Origin of the sequence: Exiguobacterium sp. s121 (assembly GCF_018617245.1) — a bacterium.
In the GTDB taxonomy this organism is placed as follows: Bacteria; Bacillota; Bacilli; order Exiguobacteriales; family Exiguobacteriaceae; genus Exiguobacterium; species Exiguobacterium profundum.
Genome location: NZ_JACSJV010000001.1, coordinates 1689236 through 1704023 on the forward strand (window position 1 = coordinate 1689236; position 14788 = coordinate 1704023).

Genomic DNA, 14788 nt, shown 5'->3' on the forward strand with positions numbered 1-14788 from the left:
CACCTCACTTTTCATCGTGACGAAAATGACAAAAAAACGCAAGCGAGTCGCTTGCGTTCGATCAATCCTCTATTTTACTTAAAACAACGCGATAAACTGTTGGAGTGAATACGTCGTCCCATCCACAGTAAATGTGTCGTCCTCTGAAATCGGTTCAAGGAAGAAACGTTTTTCACCATCTTCTTTCACGTAACCAAAAATATGATTGGATTGATAGAACAATTCAACAATCGTCATTCGTCCAAATGTCATCCCATCGTTCATTACCGCCCGATCACCTAATTCGCCGCCATTGTACAGTTCGATGTAAGTTTCCATTTTGGTGTCGCTCCTCTTGTGTTTGTTTTCACAATTCCTTTCTATCAAACAACATGAGCGACTTCAAGTTAATTTTTTGTGTTACGCTTCCAAAATTCTATCCATTTACGATATTCCGATAATGTTTTGTTAATTTGATTAATCGACTTCTCATCGTGCAACCCACTATCATCAATCTTTTCTTTACAATGCGTGATGAAAATTTCATTTCCCGGTAAAACATTTGCACGATTTGTGGCAAATACTTGTCGGAGATGGATTTGGCATCTGGCGGTTCCAAGTATGCCAGGCGAGGCCCCGGCGATCATGACCGGTTTATCCCGAAGTGGCGTCCCTGGCTCGAGCGAAAGCCAGTCGATCGCATTCTTTAGGACGCCCGGGATGCTATGGTTATATTCGGGGGTGACAATCAATAATCCATCAGCTTCCCGAACGACTTGCTTCAAAGTAGCCACAACCTCTGGTTCATCTGGATCAATCAAATCATCATTGAACAGTGGAAGTTCGATGGAGACGACTTCAATGTCGAAATCATCTTGAGCCAGTTCAATGATCGAATGCAAAAGAGCGGTATTAAAAGATTTCTTTCTAAGACTTCCTGACATAGCGATTAACTTATACTTTTCCATGATCCACCTCCTGCATCCATTCGTTCATGATTTTTGCTTCTTCTTCAGGGGACTCCATCATCCCCATATGACTGAACGGAACGATTGCTTTAGTATGTCGTGACGCACCTAAAAACGCCCGCTCCTCATTCATATTCGGGTCTTTTGAGCCGTAAATGAATAGGCCGGGGAGGTGAGTCGTTTCGACGGTGTCCACTTCGTCTTCACGATCCCGGATCGCCTGTTGCGCGTTCACGATTCCCTCGACCGTCATCTCATATCCGATTGCAATCGCTTGTTGAACGAGCGCCGGGTCGGAATCACTTGAGAAGACATTTGGAATCATTCCGTCAATAAACGGCTCGACCCCTTCTTCGATGACTTGATGAATGGCACCGTTTCGCTTCTCCCGCGCTGCTTCTGTATCCGCGGCAGCCGTCGAGTGAATCAATACAAATCCTGATATTTCTGTTCCATAGCGACGCACGAGGTTAGTCGTCACGTAGCCTCCGAAAGAATGCCCACATACAAGGGGACGCTCAAGGCCTCGAAGACGAATTTCTTCGATGACCCAGTCCGCAAAATGATCCATCGTTTCCGGCCCCACGTCCGTCCTAGCATGACCGGGTAATGTGAGCGTGTGGACTTCGGCATTCAATAACGGTTCCAATTGTTCAAAGTACTTTGGAGAACCGCACAACCCATGTAACAATACGAGTGCTTTCATATCATCGAGTGCTCCTTTTCTTCCCATTCTGTTTTGAGTAGCCGATACATAGTCAAATCCATGAATCGACCATGGCTATATGCATAATCTTGTAGAAGTCCCTCTTCAATAAATCCCAATTTTTGAACGAGACGATTCGACCCTTCATTCCCTGGTGCGACCAACGCAGAGATTCGATGAAACTTGAATTCTTCAAAACCGTATTGAATGACAGCTGAAGCGGCTTCGAAAGCCACCCCTTGTCTCCAATAGTGAGGGGAAACCTCAAACCCGATTTCGGCGCGATAATATTGGGGCGTCCAATTATGGAATCCAATCGTTCCAACCAATTCATTCGTCATCCGATCGCATATCGCCCAGCGAATGGCCTTCCCTTGCTGAAATTGATCTTTAAAGTAAGCGATCACGTTCTTCGCCTCATAGACGGCAAGCAACGGGTCCGACCCATAATATCGCATCACTTCCTCAGTGGATAGAATGGTATATAGTGCTCTAGCATCACGCGGTTCTAGCTCTCGCAGGATAAACCGGGGCGTAGCGAGCTCAGGAAAACTCCGTTTTAATCCCCACATGTGGAACCCGCCTTTCCTATTCGTTTCCTCAATTATACTTCTATTTTCCCAAATGTATCGAACTCAACCCTCTGGTACCGTCTCAAGATGGCGGAAAGCATGTGTTTTTGCTACTATAATCGTAGTATGTCAAACTGAGGGGATACCATATGTCAAAACAACTCTTTTATTTGAAGCAAGACCGGGACGTCCAACGCTTCACACTCCATGGTGTGACGTTGGCGGATGTAACAGAAGCGCTTTCCGTGACGAGACCGATGATTATTTGTCGAACGGATATCAAAGGGATGAGACAATCCTCGAGGTCGCGTTTTCGTTATATTGAAGCGCATGAACTATCTTCGTTCTCGTCTAAGTATTTGAATAACCAAACAACATTCACAGCGATCGATTTTCCGGACTACAACACGCTCGAAACTCTGTCCGATCATGAAATTGCAGAAATCTTGTTTTTAAGTCATATGGAACGCGGAATCAAGAAGCCGTTCTTGGATTCGCTCGATAATGAGATTGTGTTCTTCAATGAAGCAAACGATCGACATAGCAGTCTTTATATTCGCGATTGGTCGACAATCAATCGTTTCGTTCAAAACATGTTGCAAAGTAAACTTGATCGTGATATTCGTAACATCAGTTTTGTTCCGATTCCACTTCCTGTCATTGATGAATTACTCGAGTTGGCACCTCAAGGTCTGATCATCGATTTCGATCATACGAAACGCAGTTTGTTCAATCGCCAAATCGTCATCTCATTCTATGTAGCGGGTCGCTATGAAGACATGTCCGTTCTTGAAGAGGACTTCGATGCGAAGAAAGAATCCATCGCCTTAAAAGGACAGTTGTTGTATCGCCGTCGTACATGGCAGATTGAGCGATTATAAGGTCATACATGTAACCAATAGATGCGAACCTCTGAAAACGGGGTTCTTTTTTGTTATTTTCAGACCGATTGTTTCAACCTTATTCCTATGCTAGACAGGGTTGAACGCTATTCTTAAAAATTGATAACAAATTGTCTTAATTTTTTGTTAAATTAACACTTTTCTTTTTCGAACGAGGCGTTATACTAGGAATAACCTTCTGGAGGAATGGAAGGCAATATAGAGAAAGCGAGGTGAAAATCTATTCATCACGCGATGGATAGATACACGAAATGGAACAACTGAAAGTACAAGGAGTCTCATCGTTCACCAAGTTTGCGACGAATGGAAAAATGCTGAAACTTAAAGATGCTCACGCAGGAGAACAGCGCATTTCACTACAGGATGCGACGGATATTCAAGTCTCTCTGCTCGACGAAGACCATTCGCGCTTCACTATATTTGGTCACGCTCACCCTTTGGTGGAGCTGATCCTTCCTCACAATTCTTGTGAAGTCCTCTATGCTTGGTTACTACACAAGATGAAACGACAAAAAATCAAACTCGCTTCGAACGCGTAAAAAAATGAGGTCTTGTCTCCATATGGGAGAAAGACCTCATTTTTCACATTATGAGAACAATGAAACGAGCCAACTGACTAGAATGCCCACAATAGCAAAGTCAGAGTCTCCAAACGTCGTACTTTCAAAACCTAAGTTCCCTAATAGCGGAAGTAACAAAGCCGGTAAGAAACTAATCAGAATTCCGTTAGCAATCGATCCAAGAATCGCTCCTCGACGTCCACCCGTAGCGTTCCCGAATACTCCCGCTGTCGCTCCTGTAAAGAAGTGAGGTACGAGACCCGGGACGATGACCGCCAAACCAAACAACGGTAATAGAAACATCGAAAATAATCCAGCGGCAAAACTTGCAAGAAATCCAATAATGACAGCGTTTGGTGCAAACGGGAAAACTGTCGGACAATCGAGCGCAGGTTTTGCGTTCGGAACCATCTTATCAGCAATCCCTTTAAAGGCAGGTACGATTTCGGCAATCAACATGCGAACCCCCGCAAGTACGATATACACGCCCGCTGCAAAAGTAATGGCTTGGATGATAGAGAAGACGATATAGTTCGACCCATCTGATAATTCTGTCTCAATGAACGCAGGACCGGCAAAGATTGCGACGACCACGAAGAGTAAGGTCATCGTCAACGAAACTGCTACCGACGTATCACGTAAAAAACCAAGTTGTTTCGGTACTTGAATCTGCTCGGTTGAATGCTCTTTGTTTCCCGCATATTTTCCGATTGTCCCTGAAACAAAGTATCCGAGTGACCCGAAATGTCCAACTGCAAAATCGTCAGAGCCAGTAATTTGACGTACAAAAGGTTGAAGGAGTGCCGGGAATAAGACCATACAGAGTCCTAGCAATACCGATCCGACAATGATCAATAACGTACCATCGAGTCCTGATACGGATAAAATTGCTGCTAGTAAGCTTGCCATAAATAACGTATGGTGACCTGTCAAGAAGATGTATTTAAATGGCGTGATACGTGCGAGCACGATATTCATAACCATACCGAACACCATGATCATTGCCGTTTCGACACCAAACGCATCTTGCGCAACCGCAACGATCGCTTCGTTGTTCGGAATGACCCCTCGGATACTGAACGCTTCGTCAAACATCTGTCCGAATATGTCTAGTGCCGCTATGATGACGCCGGCACCTGCCCCGATAATCACAAACCCCATGATTGTCTTCAATGTACCAGAGACGATTGAAGCAATATCTTTCTTCTGTAGAACGAGCCCAATCAAAGCGAACAGTCCAACCAGTATGGCAGGTGTCCCCAATATATCTCGCATAATCAAATCAAGCATGAGCGTTCCCCCCCTAATAAAATTTCATCTATCTTAAACTTTTCCATCTAGTTTTGATTTAATTTCTTCAATATTCATCACGTTCTCGAGTGCGACGATTTCTTTTGAACCATCATCTAACGTTCCGATGATATCCTGAGCTCCGAGATAAATATCTGCTGGTTCAGTTCGTGCCGTCGCCAGGTCTGTATGAGAGACATCCGCCTCTTTCCCCATTTGTTCGAGTGCTTTTTTTACGTTCAATTCCATGATAAAGCTCGAGCCTAATCCATTACCGCATACCACTAAAATCTTTTTCATTATTCTTCCTCCTCTGAATAGCGATTGAGTACCTCAACAATATCGTCTACAGTGTCTGCTTCTAAAAGAAGTGACACGTCCTGTTCATTTCCTAATAGCTCGGTCAACTGTGCAAGGGCTTTTAAATGAGTCGTTTGATCGATTGCCGCTAGGACAAAGAAAGCACGAACCGGTTTCTCTCCAGGAAAGAATACAGGTTTTGTTAACTTCAGCACACTCATCCCAAGGTGATTTACACCATCTTCCGGCCTCGCATGAGGGATTGCAATTTGTGGCATGAGCACGATATACGGACCATGTTCTATGACGTTCTCAATCATCGTCTCAACATAACGAGATTCGATCGTTCCATTATCAACAAGTGGTTTGGCCGCGAGACGAATGGACTCCTGCCAATCCGATACTTGATCGTCAAGTTGGATTTCTTTTTTTGTTACGAGTTGATTTAGCACGGGTTGTCCCCCTTTCCATTCATCTTTCATCGGTTCATCTTGTAGCAGATGTTTCAATTCTTTTCTTAGTTGCGCTTCTTGATGGATTGTTGCATATTTCTTCACCACTTCGAGAATATCTGCGACTTCCATTCGGGCGACGCTCCCATTTGCGATGAAGCGCTGTTGGATTTGGCGCTTTAAGGCAAGCTGTTCTAGCCTTGTCGGTAGTGTCGGAACAAGCGTCACGTGTGCTTGTTGTTGAACCGCTAGCGGCAATGGCACCGTCGTAAAAATCAAATCGACAAGCGGTGCAAACTCCAAGACATCCCTTTGCGAAATTGGTGGCAGAAATACAAAGTCCGGAAATTGATTTTTCAAAATGTGATCGAGCATATGCGAAACGCTAATTCCGCTTGGACATACGACAATCGCTTTCATTTTTTCATCTAGATGTTGCCCCTGTTGATGAAGATGGGCCGCAAAATGAAGAGTGAAATACATGACTTCTGAACTTGGAATTTTCGTCTGAATTTGGTCTCGAATCGGGTCGAGAGAGCGGTCGACAATTACATTTAATACACGGTGCTCCTTCATCACATATCGTTCCAATTCATCTGACGGCATAATTTCGGTATGGACACGATTGAGCGTCGCTTTCGCATGGAGGACTAGTTTTTCACATAACGCTTCGCGTTCGATTACACGTGTACAACTCAAACCTTCAAAGCGCTCAATCACCTCAATCATGATAGACGCAAGATTTTGCTGTACCAGCTCATCCATTTCTTCCGACACTTTTGAACCACCTTGAATTAACATCATCAATGTCTCCCACAGCTGTGGAACATCTTCAAAATTGTCTCGGATTGATGCATCGACTTTTTCTGTCAACCAGGAATCGTCATCTTGAACATATGCGTCAGGTGATAACCTAGACCCAATCATCAGAAAATATGCTAATTTTTCACGATGGCTTTCGACAAACTGAAACTGATTCAAGTTTTCAAAATGTTCAATCTGTCCGATCCGTTCCATAAACTCAACTTGCCAAGAATCGAAACATAAATCGAGTAATTGAGCGAACGTTGACTTCTCAAGCAATTGTTCAATTGTTCGGTACACGTATAATGCGACCGTTTGGAGATGACCGTTGAACCGATATCCTTCTTTCCTCGTATAAGAAAAATCAATCCCGAATTGGGCCGCCTGCTTTTTAACGGTGTTCAAACTTTCTTGGACCGTATACTTGGAAACATCTAATAGGTGCTGAAAATGAAAACTGGATAGAAATTCGACTTGGGTCATCGCGAATAGCGTGATGACAAGCTCTCGTTCTTCTTCTGACCAGACTAATTCGGCGCGCTCGACTTGCTCGATTAGCGCCTCTGTCACGGTCAATTCTATTTTTGTTCCGTCCATCTTCAAATTCGATAGTCCGTTTCCGACGAGCCATTCTTGTATACGTTCCAATTCATATTCGACTGTCCGTCGAGAATATGGAAGCATCATCGTCAAGGTGTCTAGTGTCATTTGCTTTTCATGCAAGATGACATTTAAGATTCGTTTACTTTTTTCATTCAGTTGCATAGTAGAGGCCTCCTACACCTGTAGTATAAAACGAAATCAATCACAAAATGTAAGCGGTTACGACTGACTTTTGGGAACTTCGCCCACAAACTTCTGTCTCTTCATGAATGCATAAAAAAGAGACGAGTGAATCTTTATATTCATTCGTCTCTTGCCATTATGAATTCGCAGTGACCGGGTTTCTGCGATAAATCGTCACGCCACCATGCTTGGCCTCTCCTACTACTTGAAAGAGCCAGCCTTTCTCAATCAAAATGGTTCGAACGGATAAAAAATCTTCGCGTGGCACGTTCACTTCATCCACTTGTTCGTCCAATAATTGTTGAAATGTCATTTCCCAATCAGTCATGTTGATTCTCCTTACGTAAGTCTTCATCATGCATCCATTCAAATAGACGACGTCCTGATTCTAAGCGGTCCGCCTTATCCAACAATGCTGTCGGGACGATCCGCGTCGCCTCAATCGACTCATCTCCGGCAAAAACGACTGATTCATTCGTCATCTGTTCAATATACTGAAGCGCGAACAATAAAATCGATTTTTCTGTTTCCAATCCGCTTTCCCGTATCACAACATCAAATGACTCATCTCGTTTATTGTCCACTAGTAACGTCCGCCCCCCGTCGAGTAGAGCCAACGACGGCACAGCATCGACATGAAAAACTTCATATGAACGATAGGTGTGCTCATCACACAGTAAAAGGGGAACAAAACGACGTCGACCCGTCCATTTCTTTAACTGGAACAAAATTTTCATCGAGGTGAACCATGTCGCCCCTTCTCTATCTTTTTCCACTAATATCGTGGGAACTGATGCATCATCAGCTTCTTTCTTTTGAACGAATAACCATTTTGCTACATCTACCACAACGATCAAACCGTTCTCCTCCTTATGATCCATTCAGACAATGCAATCATCGTCAACGCAACGAGCCAACCGCCAAGCACATCACTAAAGTAATGAACGTTTAAGATGACTCGGCTGAGCGAGACCGCAAGGACGAGGCACAAGAGAATGAAGATGACGACTCTCGACTGTTTCTTTCGATACAGTACATAAGCTGTCAATCCATATAGTGCAAGCGATCCTGAGGCATGTCCGCTCGGAAAACTGTATGTCGTTGCATCGAGGGATGCATCAATGAGCGGTCGGTCGATTCCGTAGACGAGCTTCAGCACTTGAGTAAACAGAAGTGTCCCGATTCCGACGAGCGCTAGGCGCCATGCTTCGGTACGGTCCCCACGCCAATACCAGAACAACAATCCTAATATGGAGAGTCCCACAATGACTTGTGCACTCCCGAGCTCTGTCACGTAGGCAAACACTCGATCCGGTAGCGGCTGTAACCATTCATATACGAATGTGTTCATCGGATCGACCGCCCCTAAAACGACAAACACCGACACGATCACATATGCGACCGTCCCGGTGATGACCACCATCTGCGGTGTCCACTTCATCAATACAACCCTTTTCTTTCACGCATCTCTTCTTCTCCGAAATCGACCATATCTCTTAACCGGTGCGCCAATCGTCCTGAAGCGTTGGCAGCGATGGCACCGACGAGATCGTCCATGAACGTATGCACTTGCCCATCATCCATCTTCGTGTCGAGTTGTTTGATGATACCGATTTTTGCCTTGTCTAAGTATCCGAAAGTCGTAACGGCAATCGAACCATATGTGTTGACGGCACCGATCGCAATCGTCTCGTCCACTCCAAATAAACCTTCGTCTGAGGCGATAATCGACAGAAGCGGTTCAGATAATTGCCCTTTTTCAGCCAGCATATCGAGCTCTGATCCCACGAGAATCGCATGTTGTAGCTCACGTTTATCTAGAACCGCCTCGACAGAATCCATACAATCTTTTAATGAAAGATGCGGCGAATAGGGTGCCTGCATCTGGTATACGATTTCAGCAATCGATTCAATCGTAACCCCGCGTTCGAGCAAACGAGCACGAGCCGCTTCTCGGACGTCACGTGAGTGTGGTACGTGTTTCATAATAGGCGCAGGATCGAAATCCCGCTTCACATCCCTTCGTTCAGAGAGTCATCGTCTCTCTATATGATATAACCATTATACTGAAAAATTGAAAAAAGACGAACCCTGCTTTGACTTCCCACATTAAATCGGTCATCATTAACATGTAGGTTAAACGATTAAAGGGGGAAGAGGAATGAAGATTGGGGTAGTCTTATTTCCGTCTAAACAAGTGCAAGATTTTGCGAACTCTTATCGAAAACGCTATGACACAAAATATGCGTTGATTTCACCTCACGTGACCATTAAAGAGCGGACAGAGGTGTCAGAAGAAGACTTGCCGAAAGTACTCGAGTACTTGCAACAAGTTGCGGATTCGACTAAACCGATTCAGTTAAAAGTCGATGGCGTTCGGTCTTTCGCACCGACAAACAATGTCTTGTATTTAAAAGTGTTACCGACACGTGATTTGTCGACTCTTCAGCAACGACTGCATGAAGGTGTGCTCAACCAAACACCGAAATATGAATTCTTGCCGCACATCACGATTGGTCAAGATTTGACCGATGCCGAGCTGTTCGACGTCCTCGAACGTATGCGTATGGAGCAGGTTCATTTCGAAGAGACGATCACTCGGATGGCCGTCATGTATGAACTCGAAAATGAAACATGGAACGTCTATGAGACGTTCCGTTTCCGAGGCTAACCTTATATGCTCCGGTCGACATAGCGACCGGGGTTTTTTTCTTGCTCTTCTTCAAGCCATTCTTCACGTCGAGGTCGGATTCGTTGGACACGTTTGATTCGTGTCACCGGTTCGATGCTTGCTCGACCTGATGGCTGGACTTGTCGGTTGACGTATTGTACGACAGTAAAATCAATCTGATAGGGACCCATGATCTGACCTCCTTCATAGGTCCTTACCCGATTTATTCACGAGGTAATACAAAAATGGCGCATCACTGCGCCATTCCCCAAACTTATAAAATATGGTATCCGCTATCTACGTGAATGACTTCGCCGGTCACGCCACTTCCCATCCCCGAGAGGAGGAAGAGACCTGTCGAAGCTACTTCTTCCGCCGAAACGTTTCGACGCAATGGCGCCTTCTGTTCAAGCTCAGAAAGGATACTGTTGAAATCACCAACCCCTTTGGCTGACAATGTACGAATCGGCCCCGCCGAGATAGCATTGACACGCACACCATGTGGACCGTATTCGTTCGCCAAATACTTGACGCTCGAATCAAGTGCCGCTTTGGCGACACCCATCAAGTTGTAGTTCGGAACGACACGCTCGCCGCCGAGGTAAGTGAGTGTGATCACCGAGGCGTCTTGTGCGAAGTAAGGCTTCGCCGCTTTCACAACTGCCGTCAAACTATATGCTGAGATGTCTAATGCCTGCGCGAACTGACCACGTGTCATTTCTGAGAACTCACCGCGCAATGCTTCTTTGTCAGCAAATGCGATCGAATGCGCGATTCCTTGAATCTCGCCAGCTTGTTCGTGAATCGAACGGAATGTTGAATCAATCGCTTCGTCATTCGTCACATCACACTCAAGTAGAATCGCTTCTTGTTTCAACTCACTTGCGAGTGACTCGAGACCCGATTTGAATCGTTCTGCCGCATACGTTAACACGAGCTTCGCCCCTGCCTCATCAAGCGTTTTGGCAATCGCCCATGCAATCGAGCGCTTGTTGGCAATCCCCATGACGACGTACGTTTTATTCGTTAATGTTGGATAAATTGACATCATAAACTCCCCTTTTTAGTACCTGGTGATAATATCTGTTCTCAGATTACAGAAAGGTTTCTGTTTTGTCAACCGACTCGTTACGTATTGCGATTTTTTTAAGTTGCGGTAAGATAAAATACGTATAGAAAGGGTGATTCGACTCCATTATGAACCGTATACAATCATATTTTAAAAGTTTAGATACGACACTGTTGACCATCGTCTTCCTATTGATGATCATCAGTCTCGGTGCAATCTATACCGCTCAACCGATGTTGCCAACGCGACTTCAACATATCAACTTTGCTCTTGAACAAGGCATTCGTTATGTCATCGGCTTTTTTGCAATGTTCGCGATTATGACGATTGAATATGAGCAACTCCGGAAAATCCATTGGTACTTATACGCATTCGGTCTACTTCTGCTCGTCGGTCTGATTCCGTTACGTGACACGTCGCTCGTACCGAACATCAACGGGGCGTATGGTTGGTATAACGTGCCTGGATTCAGTTTCCAGCCAGCCGAATTCATGAAGCTCTTTTTATTGATTTCTATGTCGACCATCGTCTATGAGCACAATAAACGTTACGGATCGTCACAACTCGATACATGGCTCCTCGTGAAACTGGTACTAGTCGCCATCCCGCCGCTCGGGCTGATTGTGACACAACCGGACTTAGGGACCGGGCTCGTTCTGATGACGATGCTCGGCGCCATCATCATTGTCTCGGGAATCGGTTGGAAGTGGCTTCTTGGTCTCTTCAGCGCTGCGGCTTTGACCATCGGCACATTCATGTATCTGTTCTTTGCCCATTTCGAAGTCTTACAAGCATTCGTACCTGGACACGCCCTCAACCGCTTCCAGGCCTGGATTTATCCTTACGAATATTCAGATGATCTGGCATTCCAATTAATCAAATCGCTACAGGCGATTGGTTCTGGACAGATGTTCGGAGCAGGATACGGCCAGGGTCTCGTCTATTTACCGGAATCTCAAACGGACTTCATATTTGCTGTTATCGCAGAACACTATGGGTTCATTGGCGCAGCTCTCGTGATCATCGTCTTCTTCTTATTCCTCTATCGGATGATTCACATTGCGTTAGAGTCTAGTAGCGCGTTCGGAAGTTATATCGTCACCGGTGTCATCGCCATGTTCACGTTCCAAGTGTTCCAAAACATCGGTATGACAATCGGTGTCTTGCCGATCACTGGACTTACCCTCCCGTTCGTCAGTTACGGGGGAACAGGGATTATCATGAACATGATTGCCATCGGTCTCGTCATGAACGTGGCCTCTAAATCAAAAACCTATATGTTTGATGATGATTGACAAAATCCCTCAAGGTTTTACCTTGAGGGATTTCTTTATATAGTTCGAAAATCTTCCGGAATTGGCGCCTCAATCTGAATCTCATCCCCTGTCATCGGATGAATGAATCGCGCAGACGCGCTGTGAAGGGCGTGACGGGGCATACGAGTCGTTCCCCCATACATGGAGTCCCCAATGAGCGGATGACCAATATGGCGCAAATGCACGCGAATTTGATGGGTCCGTCCCGTCTCGAGTCGAATCGTCAATAACGAGCCGCTCTCAAATGGCTGACACGCGAGGATATGCGTGATGGCGCGTTGTCCCTCAGTTGTCACGACTCGCTCCATAATCGAGTTCTCGGCACGCCCAATCGGTGCATCAATCGTTTGTGGTGTCACTTCTTCTTCGACCAATGCCTTATACGTACGTACCAATCCATTCGCTTTCTGAAGTTCACTAAATCGATGATGAATAAATCCATACTTTGCAAACAAGACGACACCGCTCGTGTCGCGATCGAGCCGATTGATCACGTGAATCGCAGATGACAGACCGATGCGTTGATAATAGCCGAGTACAGCGTTCGCAAGTGTATCGGTCGGATGTAGTCGTGATGGAATCGTGGCAATCCCTGCCGGTTTATCGACCGCCAACAGCGTATCATCTTCATACAGAATTCGAATAGGACGATCTGAGGCGACCATGTCGAGTGAAGGGGCTTCAAGCGGGAATCGCACCATCACTTCATCCCCTGGTTCGAGTTCATGTCTTACGGTGCGGTGCATGCCATTCACTTCAATATCCCCTTCATGCTTCACGAGTGTGAGCATCTTTCGAGAAATCCCCATATCTTGCATTAAAAAGTCGCGAAGTGGGACGGCTTTCTCCACAACGCGACGAATCGTAAACCCTTGCATTCGTTACTTTCCTTCCTCGATGAACGATTCGCGAACTCGGCGCCAGAATGGGAAGGGCCGGAAGCGAGCGAACGTCACTTTTTCTTTTGCGACCGCACATCGAATCGAGACGACATCCGACCAGGACAACGCTTCTTGATGGTCAAACGCCAATTCAAATTCGGTTTTCGTGTGCGGTTTGATTTTCACTTGATGGTGTTTTGGTAAGAGAAGCGGTGCACCGATCGTTCGATACACTAGGTTGTTGATTGAAGCCATCTCAGTCACTTGAATGGCTTCAATCGATGGGTGAACGATTGCTCCACCGAGTGCCTTATTGTAGGCGGTCGAACCCGATGGTGTCGAAATACATAATCCATCTCCACGGAACGTTTCAAAGTAGTCGTCTCGAATCGATAAATCACAGACGAGCGTTCGCTTGTAGTTCTTAATCGTGCAATCATTCATCGCCAGTCGACGATCAGTCTCCCCGTCCTCATAGTCAATGAGCACCTCAACGAGCGGATAGGAGACCGGCTCGAACGATTCGCTCGTGATCATCTCGGTCAATTCATCCAACTCATCCGGTTGCCAATCGGCATAAAAGCCGAGATGCCCGGTATGAATCCCGACAAGTAGCGTTTCATCGAGTCGGTCGATGTATTTATGAAACGCCTGTAACATCGTCCCGTCCCCTCCGACCGATACTACGATTCGGGGCTGTTCAGATAATGTATGCCCGGCAGCTTGAAGTTTTTGAGTCAGTTCCTCGGCGATCTCCGCTGATCGCGTATCTCCCCTCGATACAATCGCAAACTGCATATCGGTTTCCCCCTAGTCTTCGTCCGTTTTCACGTTCATCTCTTTATCCCGAAACACCTGCTGGGCGTCCTGAATTTCAACGCGGAGTTGGCTCATCTCGGCATCGAGTAAAAAGGCCGCCTCGGCTGCACGTCTCAATCGTTCCTGAACTTCAAGAGGCATGTCACCATCATATTTATAATTCAATGAGTGCTCAATCGTGGCCCAGAAATTCATCGCAAGCGTGCGGATTTGCACTTCAACGAGCGTAGGGATTTCACCTTGAATCGTCTGAACCGGGTACTCGATGATGACATGATACGATCGATAGCCCGAGTCTTTCTGATGGGTAATGTAATTGCGTTCTTCCACTATTTTAAAATCTGTTCGACGATGTAGCAAATCCAAGACGTGAACGATATCATCGACAAATTGACACATGATTCGTAATCCCGCTATATCCTGCATATCCGTCGCCAATTCATGGTCAGCGATATTTTTTCGTTTCGCTTTCTCGAGAATGCTCCCGACCGGCTTCACTCGACCTGTGACAAATTCAATCGGAGAATGGTCATTTTGGGACTTGAATTGCTTTCGAACGGCTTTCAATTTGACTTTCAACTCGTCTACCGCGATTTGATACGGTACTAAAAACTGATCCCAGTTCATTGATTGCATACGCTGTCACCACTTTCGTTCTTTTCCGGAAAAAACGCGTCCTTTCCGTATGTATCCGTTTGTATGGTATCATAAAC

At 45.7% G+C, this 14788-nt stretch carries 20 protein-coding genes; 4 read left to right on the forward strand and 16 right to left on the reverse strand.

What is annotated here, in order from left to right; all coding sequences use genetic code 11:
• Positions 1-78: 78 nt before the first annotated feature.
• The 4 genes from KOG47_RS08695 to KOG47_RS08710 form a co-directional block, all read right to left on the reverse strand.
• Positions 79-318 (reverse strand): hypothetical protein, encoded by a 240-nt coding sequence (locus KOG47_RS08695; RefSeq protein WP_015881242.1) that lies wholly within the window; start codon positions 316-318, stop codon positions 79-81.
• Positions 319-386: 68 nt separating this feature from the next.
• Positions 387-947, reverse strand: coding sequence for an NADPH-dependent FMN reductase (locus KOG47_RS08700; RefSeq protein WP_159562028.1), 561 nt, complete (start codon positions 945-947; stop codon positions 387-389).
• Positions 934-1653, reverse strand: coding sequence for an alpha/beta fold hydrolase (locus tag KOG47_RS08705; protein ID WP_215244082.1), 720 nt, complete (start codon positions 1651-1653; stop codon positions 934-936). Before KOG47_RS08705 ends, KOG47_RS08700 begins: the two co-directional genes overlap by 14 nt.
• Positions 1650-2225 carry a GNAT family N-acetyltransferase gene (locus KOG47_RS08710; RefSeq protein WP_015881239.1) on the reverse strand — a complete coding sequence of 192 codons (576 nt, stop codon included), beginning with the start codon at positions 2223-2225 and terminating at the stop codon, positions 1650-1652. The genes KOG47_RS08705 and KOG47_RS08710 overlap by 4 nt, the downstream gene beginning before the upstream one ends.
• A gap of 149 nt (positions 2226-2374) precedes the next feature.
• Here KOG47_RS08710 and KOG47_RS08715 point away from each other — a divergent pair, with 149 nt between their 5' ends.
• Positions 2375-3106 (forward strand): hypothetical protein, encoded by a 732-nt coding sequence (locus KOG47_RS08715; protein ID WP_074037395.1) that lies wholly within the window; start codon positions 2375-2377, stop codon positions 3104-3106.
• Positions 3107-3378: 272 nt separating this feature from the next.
• Positions 3379-3666 carry a hypothetical protein gene (locus KOG47_RS08720; RefSeq protein WP_074037396.1) on the forward strand — a complete coding sequence of 96 codons (288 nt, stop codon included), beginning with the start codon at positions 3379-3381 and terminating at the stop codon, positions 3664-3666.
• A 48-nt stretch (positions 3667-3714) separates the two neighbouring features.
• On the opposite strand, the gene KOG47_RS08725 is transcribed toward KOG47_RS08720, so the two are convergent.
• The 7 genes from KOG47_RS08725 to KOG47_RS08755 all read right to left on the reverse strand — a co-directional run bounded on the left by KOG47_RS08725 (position 3715) and on the right by KOG47_RS08755 (position 9305).
• Positions 3715-4977: a PTS ascorbate transporter subunit IIC gene (locus KOG47_RS08725; protein WP_074037398.1), complete on the reverse strand. Its 1263-nt coding sequence runs from the start codon at positions 4975-4977 to the stop codon at positions 3715-3717.
• Between the two features lie 33 nt (positions 4978-5010).
• A complete protein-coding gene (locus KOG47_RS08730; protein WP_074037399.1) occupies positions 5011-5277 on the reverse strand; it encodes a PTS sugar transporter subunit IIB in 267 nt (88 codons plus the stop codon).
• Positions 5277-7298, reverse strand: a complete 2022-nt coding sequence (locus KOG47_RS08735) for a BglG family transcription antiterminator (RefSeq protein WP_074037401.1) — start codon at positions 7296-7298, stop codon at positions 5277-5279. Before KOG47_RS08735 ends, KOG47_RS08730 begins: the two co-directional genes overlap by 1 nt.
• 157 nt (positions 7299-7455) lie before the next feature.
• Positions 7456-7647: a hypothetical protein gene (locus KOG47_RS08740; protein ID WP_074037402.1), complete on the reverse strand. Its 192-nt coding sequence runs from the start codon at positions 7645-7647 to the stop codon at positions 7456-7458.
• Positions 7640-8176, reverse strand: a complete 537-nt coding sequence (locus tag KOG47_RS08745) for a hypothetical protein (protein ID WP_214691107.1) — start codon at positions 8174-8176, stop codon at positions 7640-7642. The genes KOG47_RS08740 and KOG47_RS08745 overlap by 8 nt, the downstream gene beginning before the upstream one ends.
• Positions 8173-8760, reverse strand: coding sequence for a phosphatase PAP2 family protein (locus KOG47_RS08750; RefSeq protein ID WP_215244083.1), 588 nt, complete (start codon positions 8758-8760; stop codon positions 8173-8175). The genes KOG47_RS08745 and KOG47_RS08750 overlap by 4 nt, the downstream gene beginning before the upstream one ends.
• On the reverse strand, positions 8760-9305 hold the full coding sequence (locus KOG47_RS08755; RefSeq protein ID WP_015881233.1) for a phosphatidylglycerophosphatase A family protein: 546 nt from the start codon (positions 9303-9305) through the stop codon (positions 8760-8762). Before KOG47_RS08755 ends, KOG47_RS08750 begins: the two co-directional genes overlap by 1 nt.
• A 175-nt stretch (positions 9306-9480) precedes the next feature.
• Here KOG47_RS08755 and KOG47_RS08760 point away from each other — a divergent pair, with 175 nt between their 5' ends.
• Entirely contained in the window at positions 9481-9990 is a 510-nt protein-coding gene (locus KOG47_RS08760; RefSeq protein WP_015881232.1) for a YjcG family protein, read from the forward strand.
• A gap of 2 nt (positions 9991-9992) precedes the next feature.
• Here KOG47_RS08760 and KOG47_RS08765 read toward each other — a convergent pair whose 3' ends face one another.
• Together KOG47_RS08765 and fabI are read right to left on the reverse strand one after the other, a co-directional pair.
• Complete coding sequence (locus KOG47_RS08765; protein WP_015881231.1) at positions 9993-10181, reverse strand: hypothetical protein; 189 nt, start codon at positions 10179-10181, stop codon at positions 9993-9995.
• Positions 10182-10264: 83 nt separating this feature from the next.
• Positions 10265-11038, reverse strand: coding sequence for an enoyl-ACP reductase FabI (fabI, locus tag KOG47_RS08770; RefSeq protein WP_074037406.1), 774 nt, complete (start codon positions 11036-11038; stop codon positions 10265-10267).
• A gap of 149 nt (positions 11039-11187) precedes the next feature.
• Between fabI and KOG47_RS08775 the strand changes: the two genes are divergently transcribed.
• On the forward strand, positions 11188-12354 hold the full coding sequence (locus KOG47_RS08775; protein ID WP_031421494.1) for an FtsW/RodA/SpoVE family cell cycle protein: 1167 nt from the start codon (positions 11188-11190) through the stop codon (positions 12352-12354).
• Between the two features lie 35 nt (positions 12355-12389).
• Here the strand turns inward: KOG47_RS08775 and KOG47_RS08780 are convergent, their stop codons facing one another.
• Genes KOG47_RS08780 through yjbM form a run of 3 tightly spaced genes read right to left on the reverse strand, consistent with a single transcriptional unit; the run spans position 12390 to position 14711 of the window.
• Complete coding sequence (locus KOG47_RS08780; RefSeq protein WP_074037409.1) at positions 12390-13253, reverse strand: RluA family pseudouridine synthase; 864 nt, start codon at positions 13251-13253, stop codon at positions 12390-12392.
• A 3-nt stretch (positions 13254-13256) separates the two neighbouring features.
• On the reverse strand, positions 13257-14054 hold the full coding sequence (locus KOG47_RS08785) for an NAD kinase (RefSeq protein WP_196430470.1): 798 nt from the start codon (positions 14052-14054) through the stop codon (positions 13257-13259).
• Positions 14055-14066: 12 nt separating this feature from the next.
• Positions 14067-14711, reverse strand: coding sequence for a GTP diphosphokinase (gene yjbM, locus KOG47_RS08790; protein ID WP_214684573.1), 645 nt, complete (start codon positions 14709-14711; stop codon positions 14067-14069).
• Positions 14712-14788: the final 77 nt, after the last annotated feature.

What these genes read in the sequence shown, in the direction of transcription:
- KOG47_RS08695 (WP_015881242.1), bottom strand. Translation starts at nt 318, where the DNA reads ATGGAAACTTACATCGAACTGTACAATGGCGGCGAATTAGGTGATCGG.
- KOG47_RS08700 (WP_159562028.1), bottom strand. Translation starts at nt 947, where the DNA reads ATGGAAAAGTATAAGTTAATCGCTATGTCAGGAAGTCTTAGAAAGAAA.
- KOG47_RS08705 (WP_215244082.1), bottom strand. Translation starts at nt 1,653, where the DNA reads ATGAAAGCACTCGTATTGTTACATGGGTTGTGCGGTTCTCCAAAGTAC.
- KOG47_RS08710 (WP_015881239.1), bottom strand. Translation starts at nt 2,225, where the DNA reads ATGTGGGGATTAAAACGGAGTTTTCCTGAGCTCGCTACGCCCCGGTTT.
- KOG47_RS08715 (WP_074037395.1), top strand. Translation starts at nt 2,375, where the DNA reads ATGTCAAAACAACTCTTTTATTTGAAGCAAGACCGGGACGTCCAACGC.
- KOG47_RS08720 (WP_074037396.1), top strand. Translation starts at nt 3,379, where the DNA reads ATGGAACAACTGAAAGTACAAGGAGTCTCATCGTTCACCAAGTTTGCG.
- KOG47_RS08725 (WP_074037398.1), bottom strand. Translation starts at nt 4,977, where the DNA reads ATGCTTGATTTGATTATGCGAGATATATTGGGGACACCTGCCATACTG.
- KOG47_RS08730 (WP_074037399.1), bottom strand. Translation starts at nt 5,277, where the DNA reads ATGAAAAAGATTTTAGTGGTATGCGGTAATGGATTAGGCTCGAGCTTT.
- KOG47_RS08735 (WP_074037401.1), bottom strand. Translation starts at nt 7,298, where the DNA reads ATGCAACTGAATGAAAAAAGTAAACGAATCTTAAATGTCATCTTGCAT.
- KOG47_RS08740 (WP_074037402.1), bottom strand. Translation starts at nt 7,647, where the DNA reads ATGACTGATTGGGAAATGACATTTCAACAATTATTGGACGAACAAGTG.
- KOG47_RS08750 (WP_215244083.1), bottom strand. Translation starts at nt 8,760, where the DNA reads ATGAAGTGGACACCGCAGATGGTGGTCATCACCGGGACGGTCGCATAT.
- KOG47_RS08755 (WP_015881233.1), bottom strand. Translation starts at nt 9,305, where the DNA reads ATGAAACACGTACCACACTCACGTGACGTCCGAGAAGCGGCTCGTGCT.
- KOG47_RS08760 (WP_015881232.1), top strand. Translation starts at nt 9,481, where the DNA reads ATGAAGATTGGGGTAGTCTTATTTCCGTCTAAACAAGTGCAAGATTTT.
- KOG47_RS08765 (WP_015881231.1), bottom strand. Translation starts at nt 10,181, where the DNA reads ATGGGTCCCTATCAGATTGATTTTACTGTCGTACAATACGTCAACCGA.
- fabI (WP_074037406.1), bottom strand. Translation starts at nt 11,038, where the DNA reads ATGTCAATTTATCCAACATTAACGAATAAAACGTACGTCGTCATGGGG.
- KOG47_RS08775 (WP_031421494.1), top strand. Translation starts at nt 11,188, where the DNA reads ATGAACCGTATACAATCATATTTTAAAAGTTTAGATACGACACTGTTG.
- KOG47_RS08780 (WP_074037409.1), bottom strand. Translation starts at nt 13,253, where the DNA reads ATGCAAGGGTTTACGATTCGTCGCGTTGTGGAGAAAGCCGTCCCACTT.
- KOG47_RS08785 (WP_196430470.1), bottom strand. Translation starts at nt 14,054, where the DNA reads ATGCAGTTTGCGATTGTATCGAGGGGAGATACGCGATCAGCGGAGATC.
- yjbM (WP_214684573.1), bottom strand. Translation starts at nt 14,711, where the DNA reads ATGCAATCAATGAACTGGGATCAGTTTTTAGTACCGTATCAAATCGCG.